14 protein-coding genes are annotated in these 19570 nt (G+C 39.4%); 7 read left to right on the forward strand and 7 right to left on the reverse strand.

Annotated elements, in window-relative coordinates; translation table 11 throughout:
- Nucleotide 1: 1 nt before the first annotated feature.
- Complete coding sequence (gene antA, locus MSG95_RS13005) at nucleotides 2-1417, reverse strand: anthranilate 1,2-dioxygenase large subunit (RefSeq protein WP_077165402.1); 1416 nt, start codon at nucleotides 1415-1417, stop codon at nucleotides 2-4.
- A gap of 220 nt (nucleotides 1418-1637) precedes the next feature.
- Here antA and MSG95_RS13010 point away from each other — a divergent pair, with 220 nt between their 5' ends.
- From MSG95_RS13010 to MSG95_RS13025, 4 genes are all read left to right on the forward strand, one after another.
- Nucleotides 1638-1988 (forward strand): winged helix-turn-helix domain-containing protein, encoded by a 351-nt coding sequence (locus tag MSG95_RS13010; protein ID WP_077165403.1) that lies wholly within the window; start codon nucleotides 1638-1640, stop codon nucleotides 1986-1988.
- Between the two features lie 181 nt (nucleotides 1989-2169).
- Nucleotides 2170-2955, forward strand: coding sequence for a molybdate ABC transporter substrate-binding protein (gene modA / locus MSG95_RS13015; protein ID WP_077165404.1), 786 nt, complete (start codon nucleotides 2170-2172; stop codon nucleotides 2953-2955).
- Nucleotides 2952-3644 carry a molybdate ABC transporter permease subunit gene (gene modB, locus MSG95_RS13020; protein WP_077165405.1) on the forward strand — a complete coding sequence of 231 codons (693 nt, stop codon included), beginning with the start codon at nucleotides 2952-2954 and terminating at the stop codon, nucleotides 3642-3644. The genes modA and modB overlap by 4 nt, the downstream gene beginning before the upstream one ends.
- A 4-nt stretch (nucleotides 3645-3648) precedes the next feature.
- The gene (locus MSG95_RS13025) at nucleotides 3649-4269 is read left to right on the forward strand and encodes an ATP-binding cassette domain-containing protein (protein WP_077165406.1); all 621 of its coding nucleotides are present in this window, start codon (nucleotides 3649-3651) and stop codon (nucleotides 4267-4269) included.
- 46 nt (nucleotides 4270-4315) lie between these two features.
- Here the strand turns inward: MSG95_RS13025 and MSG95_RS13030 are convergent, their stop codons facing one another.
- Nucleotides 4316-5920: a PepSY-associated TM helix domain-containing protein gene (locus MSG95_RS13030; RefSeq protein WP_077165407.1), complete on the reverse strand. Its 1605-nt coding sequence runs from the start codon at nucleotides 5918-5920 to the stop codon at nucleotides 4316-4318.
- Between the two features lie 2 nt (nucleotides 5921-5922).
- Nucleotides 5923-6213: a hypothetical protein gene (locus MSG95_RS13035; RefSeq protein WP_046812789.1), complete on the reverse strand. Its 291-nt coding sequence runs from the start codon at nucleotides 6211-6213 to the stop codon at nucleotides 5923-5925.
- A gap of 413 nt (nucleotides 6214-6626) precedes the next feature.
- Between MSG95_RS13035 and MSG95_RS13040 the strand changes: the two genes are divergently transcribed.
- Nucleotides 6627-7358, forward strand: coding sequence for a 4'-phosphopantetheinyl transferase family protein (locus tag MSG95_RS13040; protein WP_151819485.1), 732 nt, complete (start codon nucleotides 6627-6629; stop codon nucleotides 7356-7358).
- A 41-nt stretch (nucleotides 7359-7399) separates the two neighbouring features.
- Here the strand turns inward: MSG95_RS13040 and entS are convergent, their stop codons facing one another.
- Genes entS through fes form a run of 4 tightly spaced genes read right to left on the reverse strand, consistent with a single transcriptional unit; the run spans nucleotide 7400 to nucleotide 17255 of the window.
- Nucleotides 7400-8650 carry an enterobactin transporter EntS gene (gene entS, locus MSG95_RS13045; RefSeq protein WP_077165408.1) on the reverse strand — a complete coding sequence of 417 codons (1251 nt, stop codon included), beginning with the start codon at nucleotides 8648-8650 and terminating at the stop codon, nucleotides 7400-7402.
- Nucleotides 8647-15798 (reverse strand): non-ribosomal peptide synthetase, encoded by a 7152-nt coding sequence (locus tag MSG95_RS13050; protein ID WP_324645079.1) that lies wholly within the window; start codon nucleotides 15796-15798, stop codon nucleotides 8647-8649. The genes entS and MSG95_RS13050 overlap by 4 nt, the downstream gene beginning before the upstream one ends.
- A 12-nt stretch (nucleotides 15799-15810) precedes the next feature.
- Entirely contained in the window at nucleotides 15811-16026 is a 216-nt protein-coding gene (locus tag MSG95_RS13055; RefSeq protein WP_039253723.1) for an MbtH family protein, read from the reverse strand.
- A 29-nt stretch (nucleotides 16027-16055) separates the two neighbouring features.
- A complete protein-coding gene (gene fes / locus MSG95_RS13060) occupies nucleotides 16056-17255 on the reverse strand; it encodes an enterochelin esterase (RefSeq protein ID WP_324624768.1) in 1200 nt (399 codons plus the stop codon).
- 265 nt (nucleotides 17256-17520) lie between these two features.
- On the opposite strand from fes, the gene MSG95_RS13065 reads away from it, so the two are divergent.
- Nucleotides 17521-18291, forward strand: a complete 771-nt coding sequence (locus MSG95_RS13065; RefSeq protein ID WP_151819483.1) for an SDR family oxidoreductase — start codon at nucleotides 17521-17523, stop codon at nucleotides 18289-18291.
- Nucleotides 18292-18335: 44 nt separating this feature from the next.
- Nucleotides 18336-19559 carry an isochorismate synthase gene (locus MSG95_RS13070; protein ID WP_077165412.1) on the forward strand — a complete coding sequence of 408 codons (1224 nt, stop codon included), beginning with the start codon at nucleotides 18336-18338 and terminating at the stop codon, nucleotides 19557-19559.
- The last annotated feature ends 11 nt before the right edge of the window (nucleotides 19560-19570 follow it).

Consider the following 19570-nt stretch of genomic DNA (forward strand, 5'->3'; position numbering starts at 1 on the left):
GTTACACCTCATCCATCAGGGTATTGTTTTCAAAAGTAATATCTTGCATTTTCAATGCTTTCTTGTTTAATCCGTCGAGCATCAGACGTTGCCAATGTCCATGCTGGTTTACATAGAGTCCTTCGTGGGTAAACTCTCGGCCAGTAATGACGGGTTGAATGCCTAAATCTTGTGAGTTTTTAGTTGCGCCATATTCCCAAGACTGACAACCGCGCGAAATATCACTCCAACGTTCAAGTCGTGCTTGGAAACCTTTTTGCTGCTCACGGAATTCGACTAAATCGTCTGGTGTACCAAGGCCCGACACATTAAAGAAATCTTCAAACTGGCGAATACGGTTACGGCGCGCTTCAGCAGATTCACCTTTAACGCCAATACATTGACTAATGACTTCGGTTTTATTCCATGCCACTGGACGAACAATACGAAGCTGTGAACTAATTTGATCCATAAAAAATAGGCTAGGGTACAAGTTCAAGTTTCTTAAACGGTGCATTGCCCACTCAGCATATTTGTCGCCATATTTTTCGACCATATATGGCATAACTGTGCTGTAGCCCGGACGAACAGTTGGGTTCGGCATGTCACTAAACAATACGCTATGACCATTTTTGAAGCTGAACCAGCCATCGTCAGTTTCTGAGTCACCAGCCCCTAATTTGCTATAGTCAAGCGTATCGAGTTCTTCACCTTTTGATGCATTGACTTGTTGGCGATGTTGGACTGTAGAAACATAGTTATAGTGAACAGTACTGACATGGTAGCCATCTAGGCCATTTTCATTTTGTAGCTTCCAGTTACCTGCAAAGGTATAAGATGACTTGCCTTGAAGTACTTCGAGTTCACCTGTTGGCGACTGATTAACCATTAAATCAAGGAACAGTTTGGCATCGCCCAAAAAGTCTTCTAGAGAATCTGTTGCTTGAGTATCAAGGCTTACAAATACAAATCCACGATAGCTGGCAATACGGCCTTGTTTTAAGCCTCGGCTTGATTTATCAAAATCTTCACAATATTCACCAGGTGCTTTGACTTTCACTAAACGGCCATCTGACTTGTAACACCATGCGTGGAATGGACAAGTAAATGTAGATTGGTTGCCTTTAGCAACGCGTGTTAAGGTCGCGCCGCGATGCTCACAAGCATTGACCATCGCGTGTAATTCGCCTTTACCATCACGGCTCACAATAATCGGTTGACGACCAATTTGAACTGTTAGGAAATCATGATTGTTTGGAATTTCACTTTCGTGACATGCATAAATCCAAACCTTTTCAAAAATAAGTTCCATTTCCAAGTCAAATAGTTCAGGCTCAGTAAACATATTACGTGCAATACGAAACACGCCATCGTTAGGACGGAAGTCGATACATCCATCTACAAAATCATTCCATTGTTTTAAATTAGATGAGGTCATTTGCTCAATCCTATTCATTCAGCTTTTAACTGATTGAACCGCGATTAGGCTTTGGCCTCTATCCGTTTTTTCCAGATCTTTATCCACTTTGTGCAGTTTTGATTTTTTTAATCGAACTCTTTTCAAGAAAGAGGTGAGATTTAAATTTGTATATGTCTTAGCTTGTTAAACTTCCCTATAATGTTAACGAGCATAAAATAAACTTTTGTGAACTAAGTCTATGAAAAAACAAAATTTAAAACTACAGATTAGAATTCTTTTAGAGCAGAACATTGCATTTGGACCGGGTAAGGCAGACTTACTTGAAGCAATTGAGAAAACTGGTTCGATCTCACAAGCTGCAAAATCTATGAATATGAGTTACCGCCGTGCATGGCAGCTGGTAGACACCATGAACCAGTGCTTTGAAACAGCTTTAGTTGAAACTCAAACAGGCGGAACACATGGTGGTGGGGCAGCCGTTACTGCTTTGGGCCAGAAAGTTTTACAACACTATCGTCAAATGGAAATCAATGCTCGACAAGCCTTAGAACATGACTATCAAATTATGAATAGCTATTTAAAGAAATAAGATGAGAATTATTTTATAAATCAAAGAATTTAAGCGTGAATCAGTTTTGCTTAACTATAGGTTTTTAATTGTTCAGAAAAAATATCCATCTTTATAAATAATTTCTACTTTTCATCGCGTATGCTTATCGCTATATTCTTGGGTATATATCGCTGCAAAAAACGACAAAAAGGTAAATATAATGGTAAGTGATACGAAGATAAAAAAGTTGGCTTTAGCCTGTTCGGTGCTCAGCATAGGATTAGTCTTTAATGTTCCAGCCAAAGCTGAATCGGTTACCGCTTATGCAGCAGCGAGCTTAACCAATGCGATTAACGATTTAGAAAAAATTTATGAAAAACAAAATAAAGTAGAAGTTAAAACTTCATATGCAGGCTCATCGACATTAGCGAAACAAATTGAAGCAGGTGCTCCCGCCGATATTTTTATCTCTGCTGATACCCAGTGGATGGATTATCTACAAAACAAAAAATTAGTTGCAGCAAATGACCGTATAAATCTATTAGGCAACCGTCTCGTTCTAATTACCCCTAAAGGGCAGTCACTAAATATAAAACTAGATAAAACCACCGATCCCAATAAAGTATTTACTGGCAAGATTTGTACAGGGGATACAAAAAGTGTGCCTGTAGGCAAATATGCTAAACAAGCTTTTACTAACCTAGGTTGGTGGAGCCGTATTGAGCCAAAGTTAGTTGAAACAGAAGATGTTCGAGCTGCATTAAATTTTGTTGCGCGAGGTGAATGTCAGGTTGGTATTGTTTATGCAACCGATGCAGCGATTAGTAAAGATGTAACAGTAGTTGGGGTATTTCCAGAAAATACGCATTCACCAATTATTTATCCTCTAGGGATAGTTAAAAAGAATCGGAGCTCAACAAAGTTCTATCAATTTTTACAAAGCAATCAAGCCAAAGCTGTCTTTAAAAAGTATGGTTTTAGCGTGTTGGCTCCAGCAAAACCATGATGTTTTCTTTAACCCCAGAAGAACTCAGCGTGCTACAACTTTCTTGTAAGGTAGCGGCAAGTTGTCTTGTCGTCAGTATTATTCCTGCAATTTGCGTGGGATGGTTTTTGGCGCGTAAAGAGTTCTGGGGTAAGTCATTCATTGAAACTTTAGTGTTTTTACCTTTGGTACTACCGCCAGTGGTTCCTGGTTATTTGCTTTTACAAGTTTTTGGGAGCCGCGGCATTATTGGACAATATTTGGCACCGCTCGGAATTGATTTTGCATTTAACTGGAAAGGCGCCGTTCTTGCTTCCGCAGTAATGGGTTTTCCGCTATTGGTGCAATCTATTCGACTAGCAATTGAATTGGTCGATCAGCGTTTAGAAATGGCAGCCAAGACATTAGGTGCTTCATCTTTAGGGGCATTTTTTCATGTCACGTTGCCACTTGCCAACAGTGGTATTTTAATTGGTGCAATTTTATGTTTTTGCCGCAGTTTAGGTGAGTTTGGTGCGACCATTACCTTTGTGGGTAATATTTCAAATGAAACACGGACTTTGCCTTTGGCCATGTATAGCTTAATGCAACAGCCCGATACAGAGGCTGCTATTCAAAGGCTTATTGTTTTATCGTTAAGTGTGGCTTTTTTAGCGCTATGGTTTGCACAGTGGTTTCATCGTTATCAAAAAAAGCGTTTGGGGCGGTAGAAATATGTTAATTGATTGCCGTTTTCAGCTACACATGGGTCAATTTCATATTGAACCTAGTTTCCAGTCAGATGATGCTGTTATTGGGCTATTTGGTGCCTCTGGGTCAGGTAAAACATCGATTTTACATGCCATAGCAGGGCTGAACACACCGCGTAGTGGACTCATTAAAATACAGGATCAAACATGGTTTGATTCAAATCAAAACATTAACTTGAGTACCCAAAAGCGGCATGTTGGATTAGTTTTTCAAGATGCTCAGCTTTTTCCGCATAAAACGGTGAAGCAAAACTTATTATTTGGTCTTAAGCACCTGTCCCAACAAGAACGTCACTTTGAAGCAGATTATATTATTGAGTTATTAAAGTTAGGGCACTTATTACAACGTATGCCCATCAAACTCTCAGGAGGGGAAAAACAGCGCGTAGCACTGGGTCGAGCATTATTATATTCACCTAAGCTGTTATTGCTTGATGAGCCGTTATCAGCACTAGATGCGAATCATAAAGCTGAAATTATTCCTTTTTTTCAGAAAGTAAAACAGGAAATAAAAATTCCGATGATTTATGTGAGTCATGATATTCAAGAAATTAAACAACTGACCGAAACAATGTGGATTTTATAATTTTTCATTTTTCACACATTGTTTCAGTCATGCTGATTCATGGTTGTTAGTTAGCCCATAAACTACCCGTTGGAGCAGATTTTCGGCGATCTTGGGCTTGTTGATAAAAACGCCAGAATGCGAAAGCAAAAATGACAGCTAAGAAATCAACCACTAAGATTTCTCCGCCATGTACCCATAAGCCACTTTGAGGAATGAAGTAGGCTAAAAGGGATGTAAGCGGAATCGCAAATAACACTAAAACCAAGGTTAACAGCAGTTGTGGTAAAGCTTTTGCATAGCCAATCACAAAGGTATAAATCAAACTCAGTAGGAAAATCGCATAATAACCATACATAAAGAGGTGGTTCATGCTTTCAATGTTAAGCGCTGCGAAAAGCCAACGACTGGCCAACATTGTACCTACGACAGCTAAAACACACCCTAAACATGCACCTATCGTTAAGTTCGCAAGAAACACTACATCTTTACGTTGAACAGGAACAGGATCTTCAGCACGCTTTTGTTTACGTGCGCGGGTTTCAACCCAAAGAATGTTACCTGTATAAAACAAGAAAGCGCCACCGACACCTAACACAAAATAAATCCAGCGTACGCCCGTACCACCAAAACTTCCAAAATGTAGACTAAACATGACATTGATTAACTTATTTCCAGCATCAGTCTGTGTGTTAATACCTTTATGATTAAAGTGCTCAACGGCGTAGGGGTTCATACGCATAAAGTCTTGATTTGCTCCACGTAACATCTGATCGGGACTATACAAGGCTATACGTGCATTGGCTTTTTCAGGTTTATCGAGGTTACTGAACTGGATATAGTCAACTGAATATTCAGGTGCTACTTTTTTTGTTTGAGCTAATATTTGCTGCACATCAATTTGTGTTTGTTTAGGTTGAATCAGCGCTGGGGGAGAACGCTGAAAAACAGGCTGTCCTTTGAGTGCAAGTTGTCCAATCGCATCATAAAAAAAGTCATGAAAAGCAAAGACAATAACGCTAATACTAATAATGATGTGGAACGGTAAGCTCGTAATTCCAATCACATTATGCGCATCTAACCAAAAGCGCTTTTTATTTTTACCGGGCCGAATGGCAAAGTAATCCTTTACCAAAGTTGGTAAAAGAATAATCACTCCTGAAAGTAAAGCAAGAAAATATAAAATAGAAACCACGCCCATCACGTAAAGTCCTAATCCGTGATGACCTGCCATGCCGGGTATGCCTGCTGTTTCATGTAACTGTTCGATTAGCCAGCCTGCTTTAGATAGGTTTTCTTGAGCAACAATTAACTCGCCGTTGTTATCTAAGCTTGCCATCCACGTAGACTGAGCAGCATTAAAGCCATCTCCACGTTCATGTTCACTCCAAGTAATGGGTGCATAGTGAAATTCATTGGACGATAAATTTAGTGTGAAGTTCTTTTGCGCAGCAGGATAGGCAGTCTGTACTTTTTGAATGAGTTCATTATATTGATCGGGTGAGACTTTCGGTAAAACTTGCTGTGTTGGCGTAGCCCACTTACTAATATGGTGCTGAAACATGCTGAGCCCACCAGCAAAGAAACAGATAAAAAGCAAAATCCCAGCACATACACCCACCCAAGTATGCATATTTTTTGCTAATTTCATGATGTCTGAACGTACTTTCATATTTAACCCCGTAAGACAAAAATACAGCTATACGCTAGGGCATTCGCAATGAATAAATAGATAAGCGCTTTTCGTCCAGTCGTAAAAAAATAACTGCCAAACATAATAGGCATCCAAAACCAAGGAACACTCCACATACCTACTTGCACCAATAAATCCATGGCAACATAAGATTGGCCCAATAAAACAATTAAATTACCAATAGCGATAGAAAGACTTAGACCAAAAACGCCACCAGCAAAAGTTTTACTCCACCAGTCTGGCTGGATCGGAGACTGAATTTTAGCTTTCATGAAACCAGTTTCCGTTTAAAAAGCGCCATAAAAGGAAGAAACGACCACGCAAAAATAATGAGCATGAACCAGCAAAAAGCGGCAACCACTTTCGGTAAGCTTGCAAAGAGCGCAATAAATCCAATGCCTAATAGCACTAGACCCAAATACTTAAAGAAAGTAGGAAGATGTTGAGATAACAGATTTTGGTTGCTATGACTACAATAGATACTGACCGCTCCCAACAGGGTCAAAAAAAGTCCTATAAGTTTCATAATCGATGTTTATAAGTAAATTAAAGTCAAAATTTACCCAACAGTATAAGTAAATAATAATTATTATCAAATGATAAATATAATTATTTATATGTTTGTGGTGAGTAAGTTAAGATAGGAGGTAACTCATTAAAAATATTTATTTTGAAGTCGAATACATTGAGCAATTATCTATACATTCCTGAACAAATCAGTAAATCAATTTATGAAATCTCGAGTCCTATTTTTCTTACATCACAGCTATTTTGTTATGGGCTAGATTTATCGCAAACAACGCATTTGCATATAGACCAACGATTAGAGCATCCCCTAAAAATTGCTCAAGCGCGTGTCGAACGTAAAAATGAGTACTTATGTGGCAGGGTCTTAGCTCAGGCTGTTTTAAATCATCATTTCGGTCTAGATCAGTCAATAACTTCTATGGACGAACATTTGCCCATCTGGCCAACTCATGTTTTGGGGAGCATTAGTCATTCACAAAATAAGTTAATTGTTGCGCTATCTAGCAATGCGGTTTATTTGGGAATTGATATTGAGCACTGGGTGACCTCAGAATTTGCTCAAGAGAGTGCACATCTAATCTTAACGCCATGTGAGCTTGAATTATGGAAAAATAAAGCCTGTGAGTGTTTTGATTTTGCCCATTATGTGAGCTTAATTTTTTCTATAAAAGAAAGTCTATATAAAGCGGTTTATCCCACTGCAAAGCAATATATCGATTTCTTAGAAGCATCTATCGTTGATATTAATTTTGGAAATCAAAAATTAACACTCACTTTTTTGCCAGAAATTCAGCAAGGCTATCAACTCTTAGAATGCTATGATGGTGGCTGGGCCATAGAGCAAGACCATATTATGACTTGGGTTTTTCAGGCACGAAATTTTGCTTAAAGCAAAAGAAGGCAACGAATTGCCTTCTTTTTATTTAGAGATTAATTTTCTTGTAATTTAGGATCTTCGAATCCTGTTTCACGCATATCTTGAGAGTTGAATAGGAACATAAATCCTACTGCAAAGCTTAGTATGCCAAAGAAGAGGATACTTCCTGATATTGGTAAAAACCGAGTTAAGAGACCCAAAGTTGTAGTGGCAATCGAGTCGCCTAATGCATCTTGTGCGAGCCAGATGGCGTTAATCCGCCCTAGATATTCATCAGGTGTATGTCCTTGCACAATGCTGTATTGAAGCAAATTGGCAATCGACATCAAATATCCAAATACACATAAAATCGGCAAAGTCACGATGAGCCAAGGTGAAAGCCCAATCATAATCATGCAACTAAAAACACCTAAACACGTATAGAGCATGACCAAGCCGGGTTTGAGTAACTTTGTTGTCCATCCACTCAGTAATGCCCCTAAAGTCGAGCCTAACGGAACGGCTGAATACATAAGTCCGAGTTCAAATGCGCCGCCGTGAAAAATTTCATCTGCCATTTGCGGAAAAATAATACGAATAGCACTGCTAAAACTGAGCAGTGTTCCAATTAAAATGGTGCTACCAACCACTTTATTTTTAAAAACAAATTTAAACCCTTGAGCTAATTGGCTAAGAGGACTCTCACCATTTGATGCATGTTGTGGTTTAAGTGCAGGCAGCCCCATTAATAAAAACACAGTGAGTAAAGTACCCACGGTTGAGACCCAATACACAGTTGCTACACCACTAACCGCAATTAAAATACCGCCGATTGCTGGTGAAATAACAGTTGCAAGACGTACGGATACCATACTGATCGCACGGGCTTGTACAATATTTTCACGGCCTACAATCACAGGCATAATCGCCATCATTGCGGTTACACCTAAAGCACCAAAGAAGCCATCCCATGCTGACAGAAAATAAATTGCATAGAGCGAAGGGTGCTCAAACATGGCGTTGATGGCGAGGCCAGCAAAGCCTAAACCACACACACCACGAGCCAATAAAATTAGCCACTTCCGATCTTTGCGATCTGACAGCAAACCACCAAGTAACAAGCCAATAAACATGGCTATGCCTTCAAAAGCCATTGCAACTGCAACATTTAACGAACTACCCGTAATGTCATAAACTTGTTTTGGAATAGCCACGACCAACATGCCAATCGTTAACAAGGACAATGTGCGGGCAATAAATACATGCCTGAAATGGGCATTACGTTTTAAAAGACTAAAATCGGTCAATAAAGATTTGAAACTCATGGCGTGTGCTCCTCTAAACCGCGCGCCTGACAAATCATGCGGTTTAAAATCGGGCCAAGTGTTTCAAGCTGCTGCGGAGACAATATATCGGTATGGTCCGCTTCACTCAGTCGAACAATATTGAGTTTTTTAACTAAAGGCGACCATTGTTGTTCTGGTTGGATATACGGCAGCAAGTCTTTTTCAGCAACAACTAAGTGTAGTTCACCATTAAACTTCGGCATCTTATACGGTTTTAATAAACGGACGGCATCACGATAGTTTGCAAAAATATCTTCTTGTAAACGGCGAGTTTCTTCACTTAAAGCCGTATCTGCATCGGCTAAAATATCATTGAAGAATTGAAGCTGTTCTTGTTCAGCTTCAGCATTCATTTCCTCTACCGACAAATCTAACCACTGATGAATTTCAGCAGGGTAAGTGTCTAATAAGCCGAGATAATCAACTTTTTCACCTTGTTCAGTGAGCTTTGCTGCAACTGCATAAGCCACAGTGCCGCCAAGTGAATAACCTAGTAACGTATAAGGTCCTGTTGGTTGTTGACTGCGAATAATCTCAAGTTGTTTTTCAACCAATTCGGCCATATCAGTACTATTTGCCAATAGACCATCTGGTCGAGGAGACTGCAACCCAATAATTGGTAAATCAGGATGTACATAACGGTTCAGTACCGTATATTGCCATGCGGAACCAGAACCTGGGTAAAAACAGAACAATGGATGCCCAGAGCCGGAACGGATGGGTAAAATAGGCTGCATGCCAGTTTGTTCAACTTCTGCCAAACGTTCTTGTGTAAGCAGTAAAGCCGATAAACGTTGAATCGTGACATGACTCATCAATTGACCTATTGGAATGGTCCGCTTAAATACTTTTCGGATCTCAATTGCAAGCCTCATCACCAAAATGGAATGCCCACCAATCGCAAAGAAATCTTCGTTCACACCAATATTTTGATCCGTATTTAAAACTTGCTGGAAAATACGTGTCAGTTCATGTTCAAAAGCAGTGGTGGCATACTGTTTTTCTGTATTTGAAGGAGTAAGGTGTGGTTGCGGCAGTGCTTTACGGTCCAGCTTGCCATTATGACTTAATGGGAATCGCTCAACTAACACATAGTGTGTCGGCACCATATATGCAGGAAGCTGTTTTGCCAATTGTTTCTTTAACTGGTCGATGTCCACAGGTGCTATTGTTTGCAAGTAAGCAACTAACTGAACATCAGCTTTATTTTGTTCAGAAGAAATAGGGTGTACAACTACATCAACACCACTGAGTAAGCGTAATTGTTGTTCAATTTCACCCAGTTCAATACGTTGCCCACGTATCTTTAATTGGTCGTCAGCACGTCCCACATATTGAATACTTCCATCTGCATGCCAACGGGCAATATCACCAGTGCGGTACATGCGTTGACCTGCTGTGAATGGGTTTGCCACAAAACGCGTTGCTGTTAAGTCTGCTCGATGCAAATAACCCATGGCCAGTTGATGGCCTGCTAAATAAAGCTCACCATCTACTCCAACAGGAACAGGGCGTAAGTATTGATCTAAAATATAAAGCTGGGTATTCCAGACCGGATATCCAATTGCAACGCTACTTTCTTCCGGGTGTAATCCCAGTGTTGCATCCATATAACTCACATCTACCGCAGCTTCTGTTGGGCCATATAAGTTATGCAACTCACAGCTAAAGTGCTCTGTAAATGATTTTGCTAAAGCCGTTGGTAATGCCTCACCACTACAGAATACTCGGCGGATTGGCAAACTTTGGAGCTGAGCAGATGACAAAATTTCGGTAGCAGCATTTTCAAAAACAGCCAACATTGAAGGTACAAAATGTAATGTTGTTACCTGATATTTTTGAATAAGGCTTAATAATACCAATGGATCACGGTGTGCATCTACAGGTGCCATAACCAATCGTGCACCTACTAAATATGACCAGAAAAACTCCCATACCGAAACATCAAAAGTGCATGGCGTTTTTTGTAAAATTGTATCGGTTGCTGACAGTGGATACTCTGATTGCATCCATAAAATACGGTTCACAATGGCTTGGTGAGCAACCATGACACCTTTTGGTTGACCTGTTGTACCCGATGTATAGATTAAATAGGCCGGATGCTGTGGGGTAATCACTGTCGTTTTATAGCTACTTAAATCAACCTTTGTTTCATCAAACAATTCATTAAAAGCAAAGGTGGCTATTGATGGAGAGACAATAGCAGCTAGATCTTTTTGTTCACCAATCACAAGTTTAGATTTGGCATCCTGCAACATAAATTTAATGCGTTCAATCGGATGTTTTAAATCAATAGGTAAATAAGCTGCACCTGCTTCAATCACCGCTAAAATAGTGATACTCAGTTTGACTGATCTTGGTAGGGCAACCGCAACTATGTCTCCAGCCTGCACGCCCATTTTTTGCAATTGCTGAGCTAAAGCACAAACTTGAAAACGTACGTCACTAAAACTGAGCTGATGATTTTCATCAGATAACGCCGTTTGTTCAGGCGTAATTCGAGCTTGTTCTCTCAGTAATTGCTGTAATGTTGTTGGACGAACTTCATATTGAGTTTGATTAACTTTCTGGATTAAATCACGCTCTCCAGCAAGTTGTAAGCGATAGTGACCTAGAGAAGTCTCTGGTTCATTTAAGGCAATTTCAATCAATTGAACCATTCGCTCGAGGAAATGCTCTGGTTGATCAATTACACCACGCTGTTCGAGTAATAGCTCAATTTGATGATCAGGAATAACCAGCAAAGCAAGCGGATAATGGCTATAACCGCGATTTGTAAGTTTGGAAATCGCAGCATCCCCAAGTTTTTGCTGTAAATACTGATTATCAGGATAGTTTTCTACGACTAGCAAACTATCGAAAAGATTGCCTTGTCCGACTAATTGCTGAATTTCACCCAGACCCAAACCATCATGTTCTAAATGTTCAACATGTAGTTGTTGTAACTGAGCCAATTGTTCCCAAAGTGTTTGCTGCATGTTGAGCTTTACACGTACCGGAATCGTATTTAAAAACAATCCAATCTGTTGCTCTAAACCATTGATGGGTGCTGAACGTCCAGAAACAGGGGTACCAAACACAATATCTTCACGATGAGCATAAATATTTAAAGTCATTGCCCAAATCATTTGCATGAAGACATTGAGCGTGATGCCTTGCTGGCGTAATTTGTGTTGAAGTTTCGCACCCAACTCAGCACTTAAACGATATGAAGTTTCTTGCACAGCTTGCTGTGCTTGATTAAATAAAATAAGTGGCTGCAAATCAGCTAAATCACGTTGCCATATTACTTTTGATGTTTCATGGTCACGTGCAGATAAGGATTTAATTACCTTTTCATAACTATATTCAAGCACAGGTAATTGTTGGTTAGTCTGCTGATAAGCCTTAATAAAGTCTTGTAAAAACAGCGGAGTTGACCAACCATCTGTTAACAGATGATGCACCATAATCAATAATTCTGACTGTTCTGGAGCATGTTGAATTAAGGTTGCCCGAATCAGACCATAAGGTTGGTCGAGATGACTCGGTTGTTGCAATGCGTCTTGAATAGTTTGCTCAAGCAGATCGGGAGTGACTGAGCAAAACTGAACTGGCCAAGCTTGAGTAGGATGTAATGAATAGATAAAAACAGGTTCTTCAGCTAATTCACTATCAAAATGTCCGCCTAGTTGTGGATGACGTTTTAATACGGTAATCAACGCTTGCTGTAAACGTACCGGATCAATTTCTCCATTTAAACTAAGACGAGTAAAGGCATTATAATTCGATTGTTTTTCTACTTGAGATAAGAACAGCATGCCTTTTTGCAAAGGAAGCAAAGGTAAAATAGTGCTATTTTTTCCATATTTTTCTTGAACCTTTTGTTCTAGCTCTACTGAAAATAAAGGTTTTGAAATAGCAGCTTGTTGTTCATCCAAACGGGTGAGTTGCAGTGCCATAGCTGCGACTGTTTTAAATTGGAATACATCACTTGGTCTCAAGCCGTAACCACGTTGGCGTAGTTGAGTACAAAGCATAATGGCCAAAATACTATCGCCACCTGTCATAAAGAAGTCGTCATCAATTCCAATTGCGTCAAGCTTAAGAACAGATGCAGTAATTTGACATAAAAGTTGTTGTTCAGACGTTTCGGCCATTCGGCTATGGGTACGAATTTGAGGTTTTGGCAGTGCTTTTTTATCCACTTTGCCGCTTACATTTCGTGGAAATTCGGACATAACAGTCAGGGCAGATGGCACCATATATTCAGGTAAGTTTTGACGTAACTGACTTAAATATTGCTGACTTAATTGCTCACTGGTTTTTTCATCAAGTTCAATGTCTTTGACCACACAATAACCGAGTAAACGATGACTATTATTAATCGGTTCTGCAATGACTACTGCGCTTTCAACATTGGCTAAAATCGAAAGTGCATTTTCAACTTCACCAATCTCAACTCGATAACCACGAATTTTGATTTGGTCATCACAGCGGCCCATAAACTCAAGTTTACCCGCACTATTCCAGCGGACTAAATCACCCGTACGGTACATGCGCTGTCCATGTTCAAATGGATTCGCTACAAAGCGGGCAGCACTTAAGTCAGCGCGACCTAAATAACCATTGGCAATCCCAAAACCAGAAATATAAAGCTCACCAATAACGCCAGTCGGGCATCGTTGCAAGTGGCGATCTAGTACATAGGCTTGTGTATTACCAATAGGGTTACCAATGACAGGGCGAGCGGTCTGTTTTAATTCTGCTCGGAAAGTATCAACCGTATATTCTGTTGGGCCATATAAGTTATGTGCAAAAAGCGCTGGCTGAGCATTGAGCTGTTGCCATAAAGCTAACGGTGCAGCTTCACCACCAATCAAAATAAGACTTGGATGATGCTGATTTTCAGCAAATAAACCATTTGTCATCATTTGCGCACAAAAAGATGGCGGTAAATCAAGTGTATCGATTTGTCGTTGCTGAATTTCTTTCACTAAACCAAATGCATCTCGACGCATGTTTTCATCAAAAATATGTAGCTCTTGGCCCCATAACATCCAGAAAACTTGCAACCAAGATGAGTCAAACGAGAAAGAGTGGGTATGCGCTGCACGTAGTGGACGGTTAGGGAACCGCTCATTTACAGCTTCTAATACAGGCCAGTAAATGGTTGGTTTATGTGCCAAAATTAGGTTAAGTAAAGAACCATGTGTATTCATTACCCCTTTAGGACGGCCCGTACTACCCGAGGTAAAAATTACATAAGCGACGTCTTGGAAATTAAATTTACGATTTTCAGCAGGAATATTACTCGCATCTTGCTTTCGGATTTGTATTTGAACATCTTCATGATCAAGATATAACTGCTGAATATTTTGCGGTAGCTTTTGTGCAAGTGCTTGAGTAGTTAATACAAATAATGGGTTGGCATCTTCACACATCATTTGCATACGATCGATTGGATAATCTAAATCGAGAGGCAAGAAACTCGCACCAGAATTGAGTACAGATAACATCACCACAACTGAATCAATCGAACGAGGAATAGCTCCAGCAATGACAGTTTGCTTTTTGGCTCCATTTTCTTGTAAAAAACGAGTGAGTTGATTCACTTGTACTGCAAGCTCAGCAAAACTCAGATGCACAAGGTTTGGACGTTCGCCACTCACGATTGCCGTACGTTCGGGATACTTTTTAACTTGTTCATAAAAAATATCTAGAACATTATTATATTGTTCAGGATGGCTAACACGTGGACCAATACCACTTTGGGTCAGGGCAGCAAGTTCATGCTGTGGGGTAATATTAAAACTATTCCATTGTTGTTCTGGTTGAGTCAGCGCTTGTTCAAGCAATAGAGTTAAACGTTGCCCATGCATAAAGAGCTCATCTTGTGTATAGCACTCTGCATCTGCACGCAGTTCTATAATGAGTTCTTGATCTTGAACAATAAAAGAAAACTCAAAATCATCAATTGGACCTGTAGAAATGTGGTGTGTTTTGACCTTTTCACCATCTAACACTAAATCTTGGTCAAAAGCTTTATAGTTTAAAATAGGGCCATACATTCGTTCATAAATGTCGATACTATTTAAATCTCTTAAAATTTGTTCAGCATCATATTTTTGATGTGGACGTATCTGTTGCAGTTGTGCCTGCACATGCAGCGCTAAACTCGCCCAACTATCTTTTTCACTCACACTGAACTTTACCGGTAAGACATTTACCGCTGGTAAAGTAGAGCGAATTGCTTTTGAACCTAAACGGCGCATAAATGGAATACCGACAACCAATTCTGCTTTATCGGTCATTTTGTAAATATATTGTAATGACAATGACATCATCATGTCATTCAAACCAACTTTAAGATTTGAAGCAATCTGTTGTATCAGGGCTAAAATTCCTGAAGAAAAACGAAGGTGATGCTTAACAAATTGTGCTGTCGTTTTTGCTGCTAAGTGATGAGTACTTAAAGTGACAGGACTTGGTAAATCTTGGCAATATGACTTCCAGAAGTTCTGATCTTGCTTAAATTGATGGCTATTTTCATAAGCCTGACGTTCTTGAATAACATGTTGAACTTCAATAAAAGGCGAAGGACTAAGATCTTTTCCTGCTTGTAATTGCTGGTATAAATCAACAATACGTTTAGTCAGGTTAATCATGCTAAAACCATCAAGCATGATGTGATGATAACGCTGATACCAGTACACTTTGTCATGCGTCGTAAATAACACCTGACGGTATAAGTGATTATCGGTTTCTTTAAGTGATTTTGCGCATAACCGATCTGTTGGCATCCAATCCCATAAACGTTGCTGAGCTTTTTTAGGCGTTAAATGACAAAAATTAAATTCTTCTATTTGTATTTGAACTTGATTGTTAAGCTCAATAAACGGTTGAGACGCGTCAGATGAATATGAAGCAATGACCGTATCGGCTTCATTTAAACCAATTTGAATGGCTTGTTTAAATAATGAAAGATCAACCGATTTAGGAAGTTCAAGACAGTGAGCAATGGTATATAGATCATTAATAGAACTTAAATGATCGGCAAGAAATATCCCCAATTGTGTAGAAGTAAGCTCAAAGCGTGTTGGCCCAGAAAGCTCTTGGGTAAACTCATTATGTAATGCTTGATTCATGACTGTTCTCCATTACGCTTGTTGAAAAGGATTAATGGTTAACCAATGCTTTTCTACATATGCAATACATGAAGCCCGCGTATCTGGTCCATGCTGAATATCCCACCCCGATGGCACCTGATGTTGAGCAGGCCATAAACTGAACTCACCTTGTTGATTTTTTAAAACCTGAAAAGACAAACTTTCATTATCAAAGGGATTGATATAATTTTCCTGTAAGTTGCTCATGATATTGTTATCCTTGATGAAACAAATGGTTATAGTGAAAGTGTTTGTTGCAATGCCTTAAGCAAGTCAGTGCGCCAGTTCACGGCATCATGTCCGCCCGGAAAAGTCTGAAAACTCACTTGATTGAATGATTGCAATTGTTGATAAAGCTGAAGGGCATCGTCCCGCATATCGGTTTCATACGTGCCGGCACTGATATAAATTCGAGTTGTTTTTGATAATTGATGAGATACGTTTTGAAGCAGTTCTAAAATATTACCTTTATGCTTTTGGCCTAAAATACTGTTTGAAAAATCTGACCACCAATAAGATCCAGATTGCAAAATTAGGGAAGTAAAAATGGTCGGGAACAACAAAGTACTATGTAAAGCACATAAACCACCTAGACTTTGACCACATAACGTAATGTCGGTTTTAGAAATAAACGAATATTCTTTTAGGAGCATTTCAATGAGTTCTTCAACCAACGCCCGACTAAATGCTTCATGACAACCATAATCTTGTTGGCGTTGTTGACTATTTAAACTATGGACAAAAACATAAATTGCTGGACGAATCTTATTTGAATCAGTCAAATGTTGAATTTCGGGCAGAATTGAAAGCTCTCGACTCCAGATTTGGCCATCAAGCAAAATAACTAATGGCAGATTTTCTTCTGCTGATTCACCACTAATTAAAATATCGACCAAATAATCCTGTTGGCATAAGCGACTTGACCATTTAAATGTCTTTGTAATTGGGCAATCGCTTATTAAAGATTTTGTGTTCTCGAGTTGAATCTGATTGATATAACGCGCTAAATGTCCTGTATAAACTGCTTGGTGGCTTAAAGGATCAATTTGAGCGTTTTCCTTTAGTTGTGTTTGCCACCATAAGCGGCGTGTTGCCGAACAATCTGTTTCTGGCGCTTCTTCACTAGCAGTCACTATAACATAACTACCAGTCCAAGCTAAGGGCAGCTCTATTTCAAAGAAGTACACATCTGTCCCAGCTATATGGCTAAAATGATTCCACTTTTGATAGATAGAAGAGCTTTGTGAATAAATATCAATATAGACAAAGATACTTTCTTTAGGCTCAGGACCACGCCAAACAAAGGTACAGAGCGCTTTATTTTTTTGTAGGTTAACTAGCGGACTACCTATTTTTTTAACGGTATTCCACCAGACCTCACTCCCAACATTGAGTTGTTGAAATAGGGGATGTAAGGGATGAGAAAATGGCTTCATTTTGAGTCCATCTCGACAAGAAAGCGCGGTCAAATTAACAAAATGATTCTCATTAGTAAATGAGAACAATTATCATTATAATCAATAAAGAAATGCTTATTTTTATAATATCAATTAAAAACAATAACTTAATTTAAAATTATGGTTAATAAATAGCTTAGTTTAGATTGTAATCATATATTTGATATTTATTGCACTTGATAGTAATGATAATTATTTGCAATTATGTTGCGCAATTTAATATTGCTTTAAACAGGAGTTAAACATGAGCTCTACCATCGTGGTCACAGGTGCTGCAAGAGGTATTGGAGCTGCTATTGCAAAAAAATTATTGCAGCAAGGGTTTCAAGTGATTGGTATTGACCAACAGGAAAATCCAGAACAATGGGAAATCATTCAAAAGCTAGAAAACTATGAAATATCACGTTGGCAAGGAATTTCACAAGACATTACACAGCAACAAACTACTCAAAATTTGATTGCGGAGCTTTTGGAAAAGCACAACATTACAGGTTTAGTAAATGCGGCGGGCGTTTTGATTATGCGTTCGATGCTTGAAGCAAAAACAGAAGACTGGCAAACACTTTTTGCTGTAAATGTCATGGCACCCATTGCGATTAGTCAACAACTTGCTAAACATTTTTGTGAAAAAAAGCAGGGAAGCATTGTCACGATTAGCTCGAACAGTTCACGTATGCCACGTATACAACTTGGCATGTATGCAACGAGTAAAGCTGCACTGAGCCATTACTGCCGTAATCTTGCACTTGAAATCGCACCTCACCAAGTCAGGCTCAATATTGTTTCACCAGGCTCTACGCTCACTCAAATGCAGCAGCAGCTTTGGACAGATAATTCGCCTCCACCTGCTGTTATTGATGGTGACTTAAACCAGTACCGCACTGGTATTCCACTTAGAAAACTTGCTCAGCCTGAAGATATCGCTAATACCGTTAGCTTTTTACTTTCAGACCAAGCAGCACAAATTACTATGCAAGAAATTGTGGTCGATGGGGGAGCCACATTAGGCGTTTAAATATTAATTCATCACAACAAAATAATTTTATAAGGAGTTGCGAGATGTCGGTACAGCATCCGTATTTTATCCAACGAGAAAATTTTACTGAAAGCAGAATTACACTCGCAAAAGAAGTTTTAAATTGCACTGATAACGCTGGTTTTATATTTACGACTCCTGAATACATCATATCGAGTCATCAAAAACTTAAAGATATTGAGGTTACAAAAGACACTCAGCTAAAAGAGTGGCTAAACGAAGCCCGTCTACAATTACAACAAGCAATTGCAGATGGTTATAGCGATGCCAAGGTTATGGGTGGGTTGCCATTTAGTTCATCGGCAGATGTCAATTTAATGCTAATGCAAGATGCCAAGATTTACCAGAAAGCTTTATTTTCACAAACCGATATTAATCTTGATAACTTAATCTTAAAGCAGGCCGATTATTTACCTTCAGGTGAACACTATCAACAGCAAGTTGAATATTTAGTACAACAAATGCGGGCACAAAAGCTAGACAAAGCAGTACTTGCTCGTATTTTACAACTTGAATTTGAAGACAATCTTCCAGTCTCGGATGTATTTTATAACTTGGCCAAGCATAATCCTGAAGGATATAACTATGCAGTCGCAAGGCAACCTCAAAGCGAAGGTTGGTTTGTTGGTGCAAGTCCTGAACTATTAATTGCAAAGCAAAATAATAAAATCTGGAGTAAACCTGTTGCGGGCACATTAGCACGCGATGATGATCCGATTGTTGACCAAAATAATGCAAGAGCTTTACTAGCTTCACAAAAAGATCAACATGAGCATGCACTCGTCATCGAAATGATTGCCGATGAACTCACACCTTTTTGCAAGCAACTACATGTACCCAAACAGCCTTCACTTATTCGCACCAAACGTCTTTGGCACTTGGCCTCACACATTACTGGTGAGCTTAAGCAAGCCGATACTCATGTTTTTGACTTAATTGAACGTCTACATCCGACACCTGCAATTTGTGGTGAGCCAAGCTTTGTAGCAAAAAATTTGATTCAGCAACTTGAACCATTTAACCGTGAACTATTCGCCGGAACCATGGGTTGGGCCGATGCCGAAGGTAACGGTGAATGGTCGGTGACTGTTCGCTGCGCTCGTATTTATCAAAATATTGCCCGTTTATTTGCCGGTGCCGGAATTGTGGAAGCCTCACGTCCACAAGCTGAACATGCCGAAACTGCTGCAAAGTTCCGTACTGTACTTGATGGCTTGCACATTTCACCAGACCAATTACCACGATAAGGAATAAATAA

Origin of the sequence: Acinetobacter sp. IK23 (assembly GCF_035615275.1) — a bacterium.
Lineage (GTDB): Bacteria > Pseudomonadota > Gammaproteobacteria > Pseudomonadales > Moraxellaceae > Acinetobacter > Acinetobacter seifertii.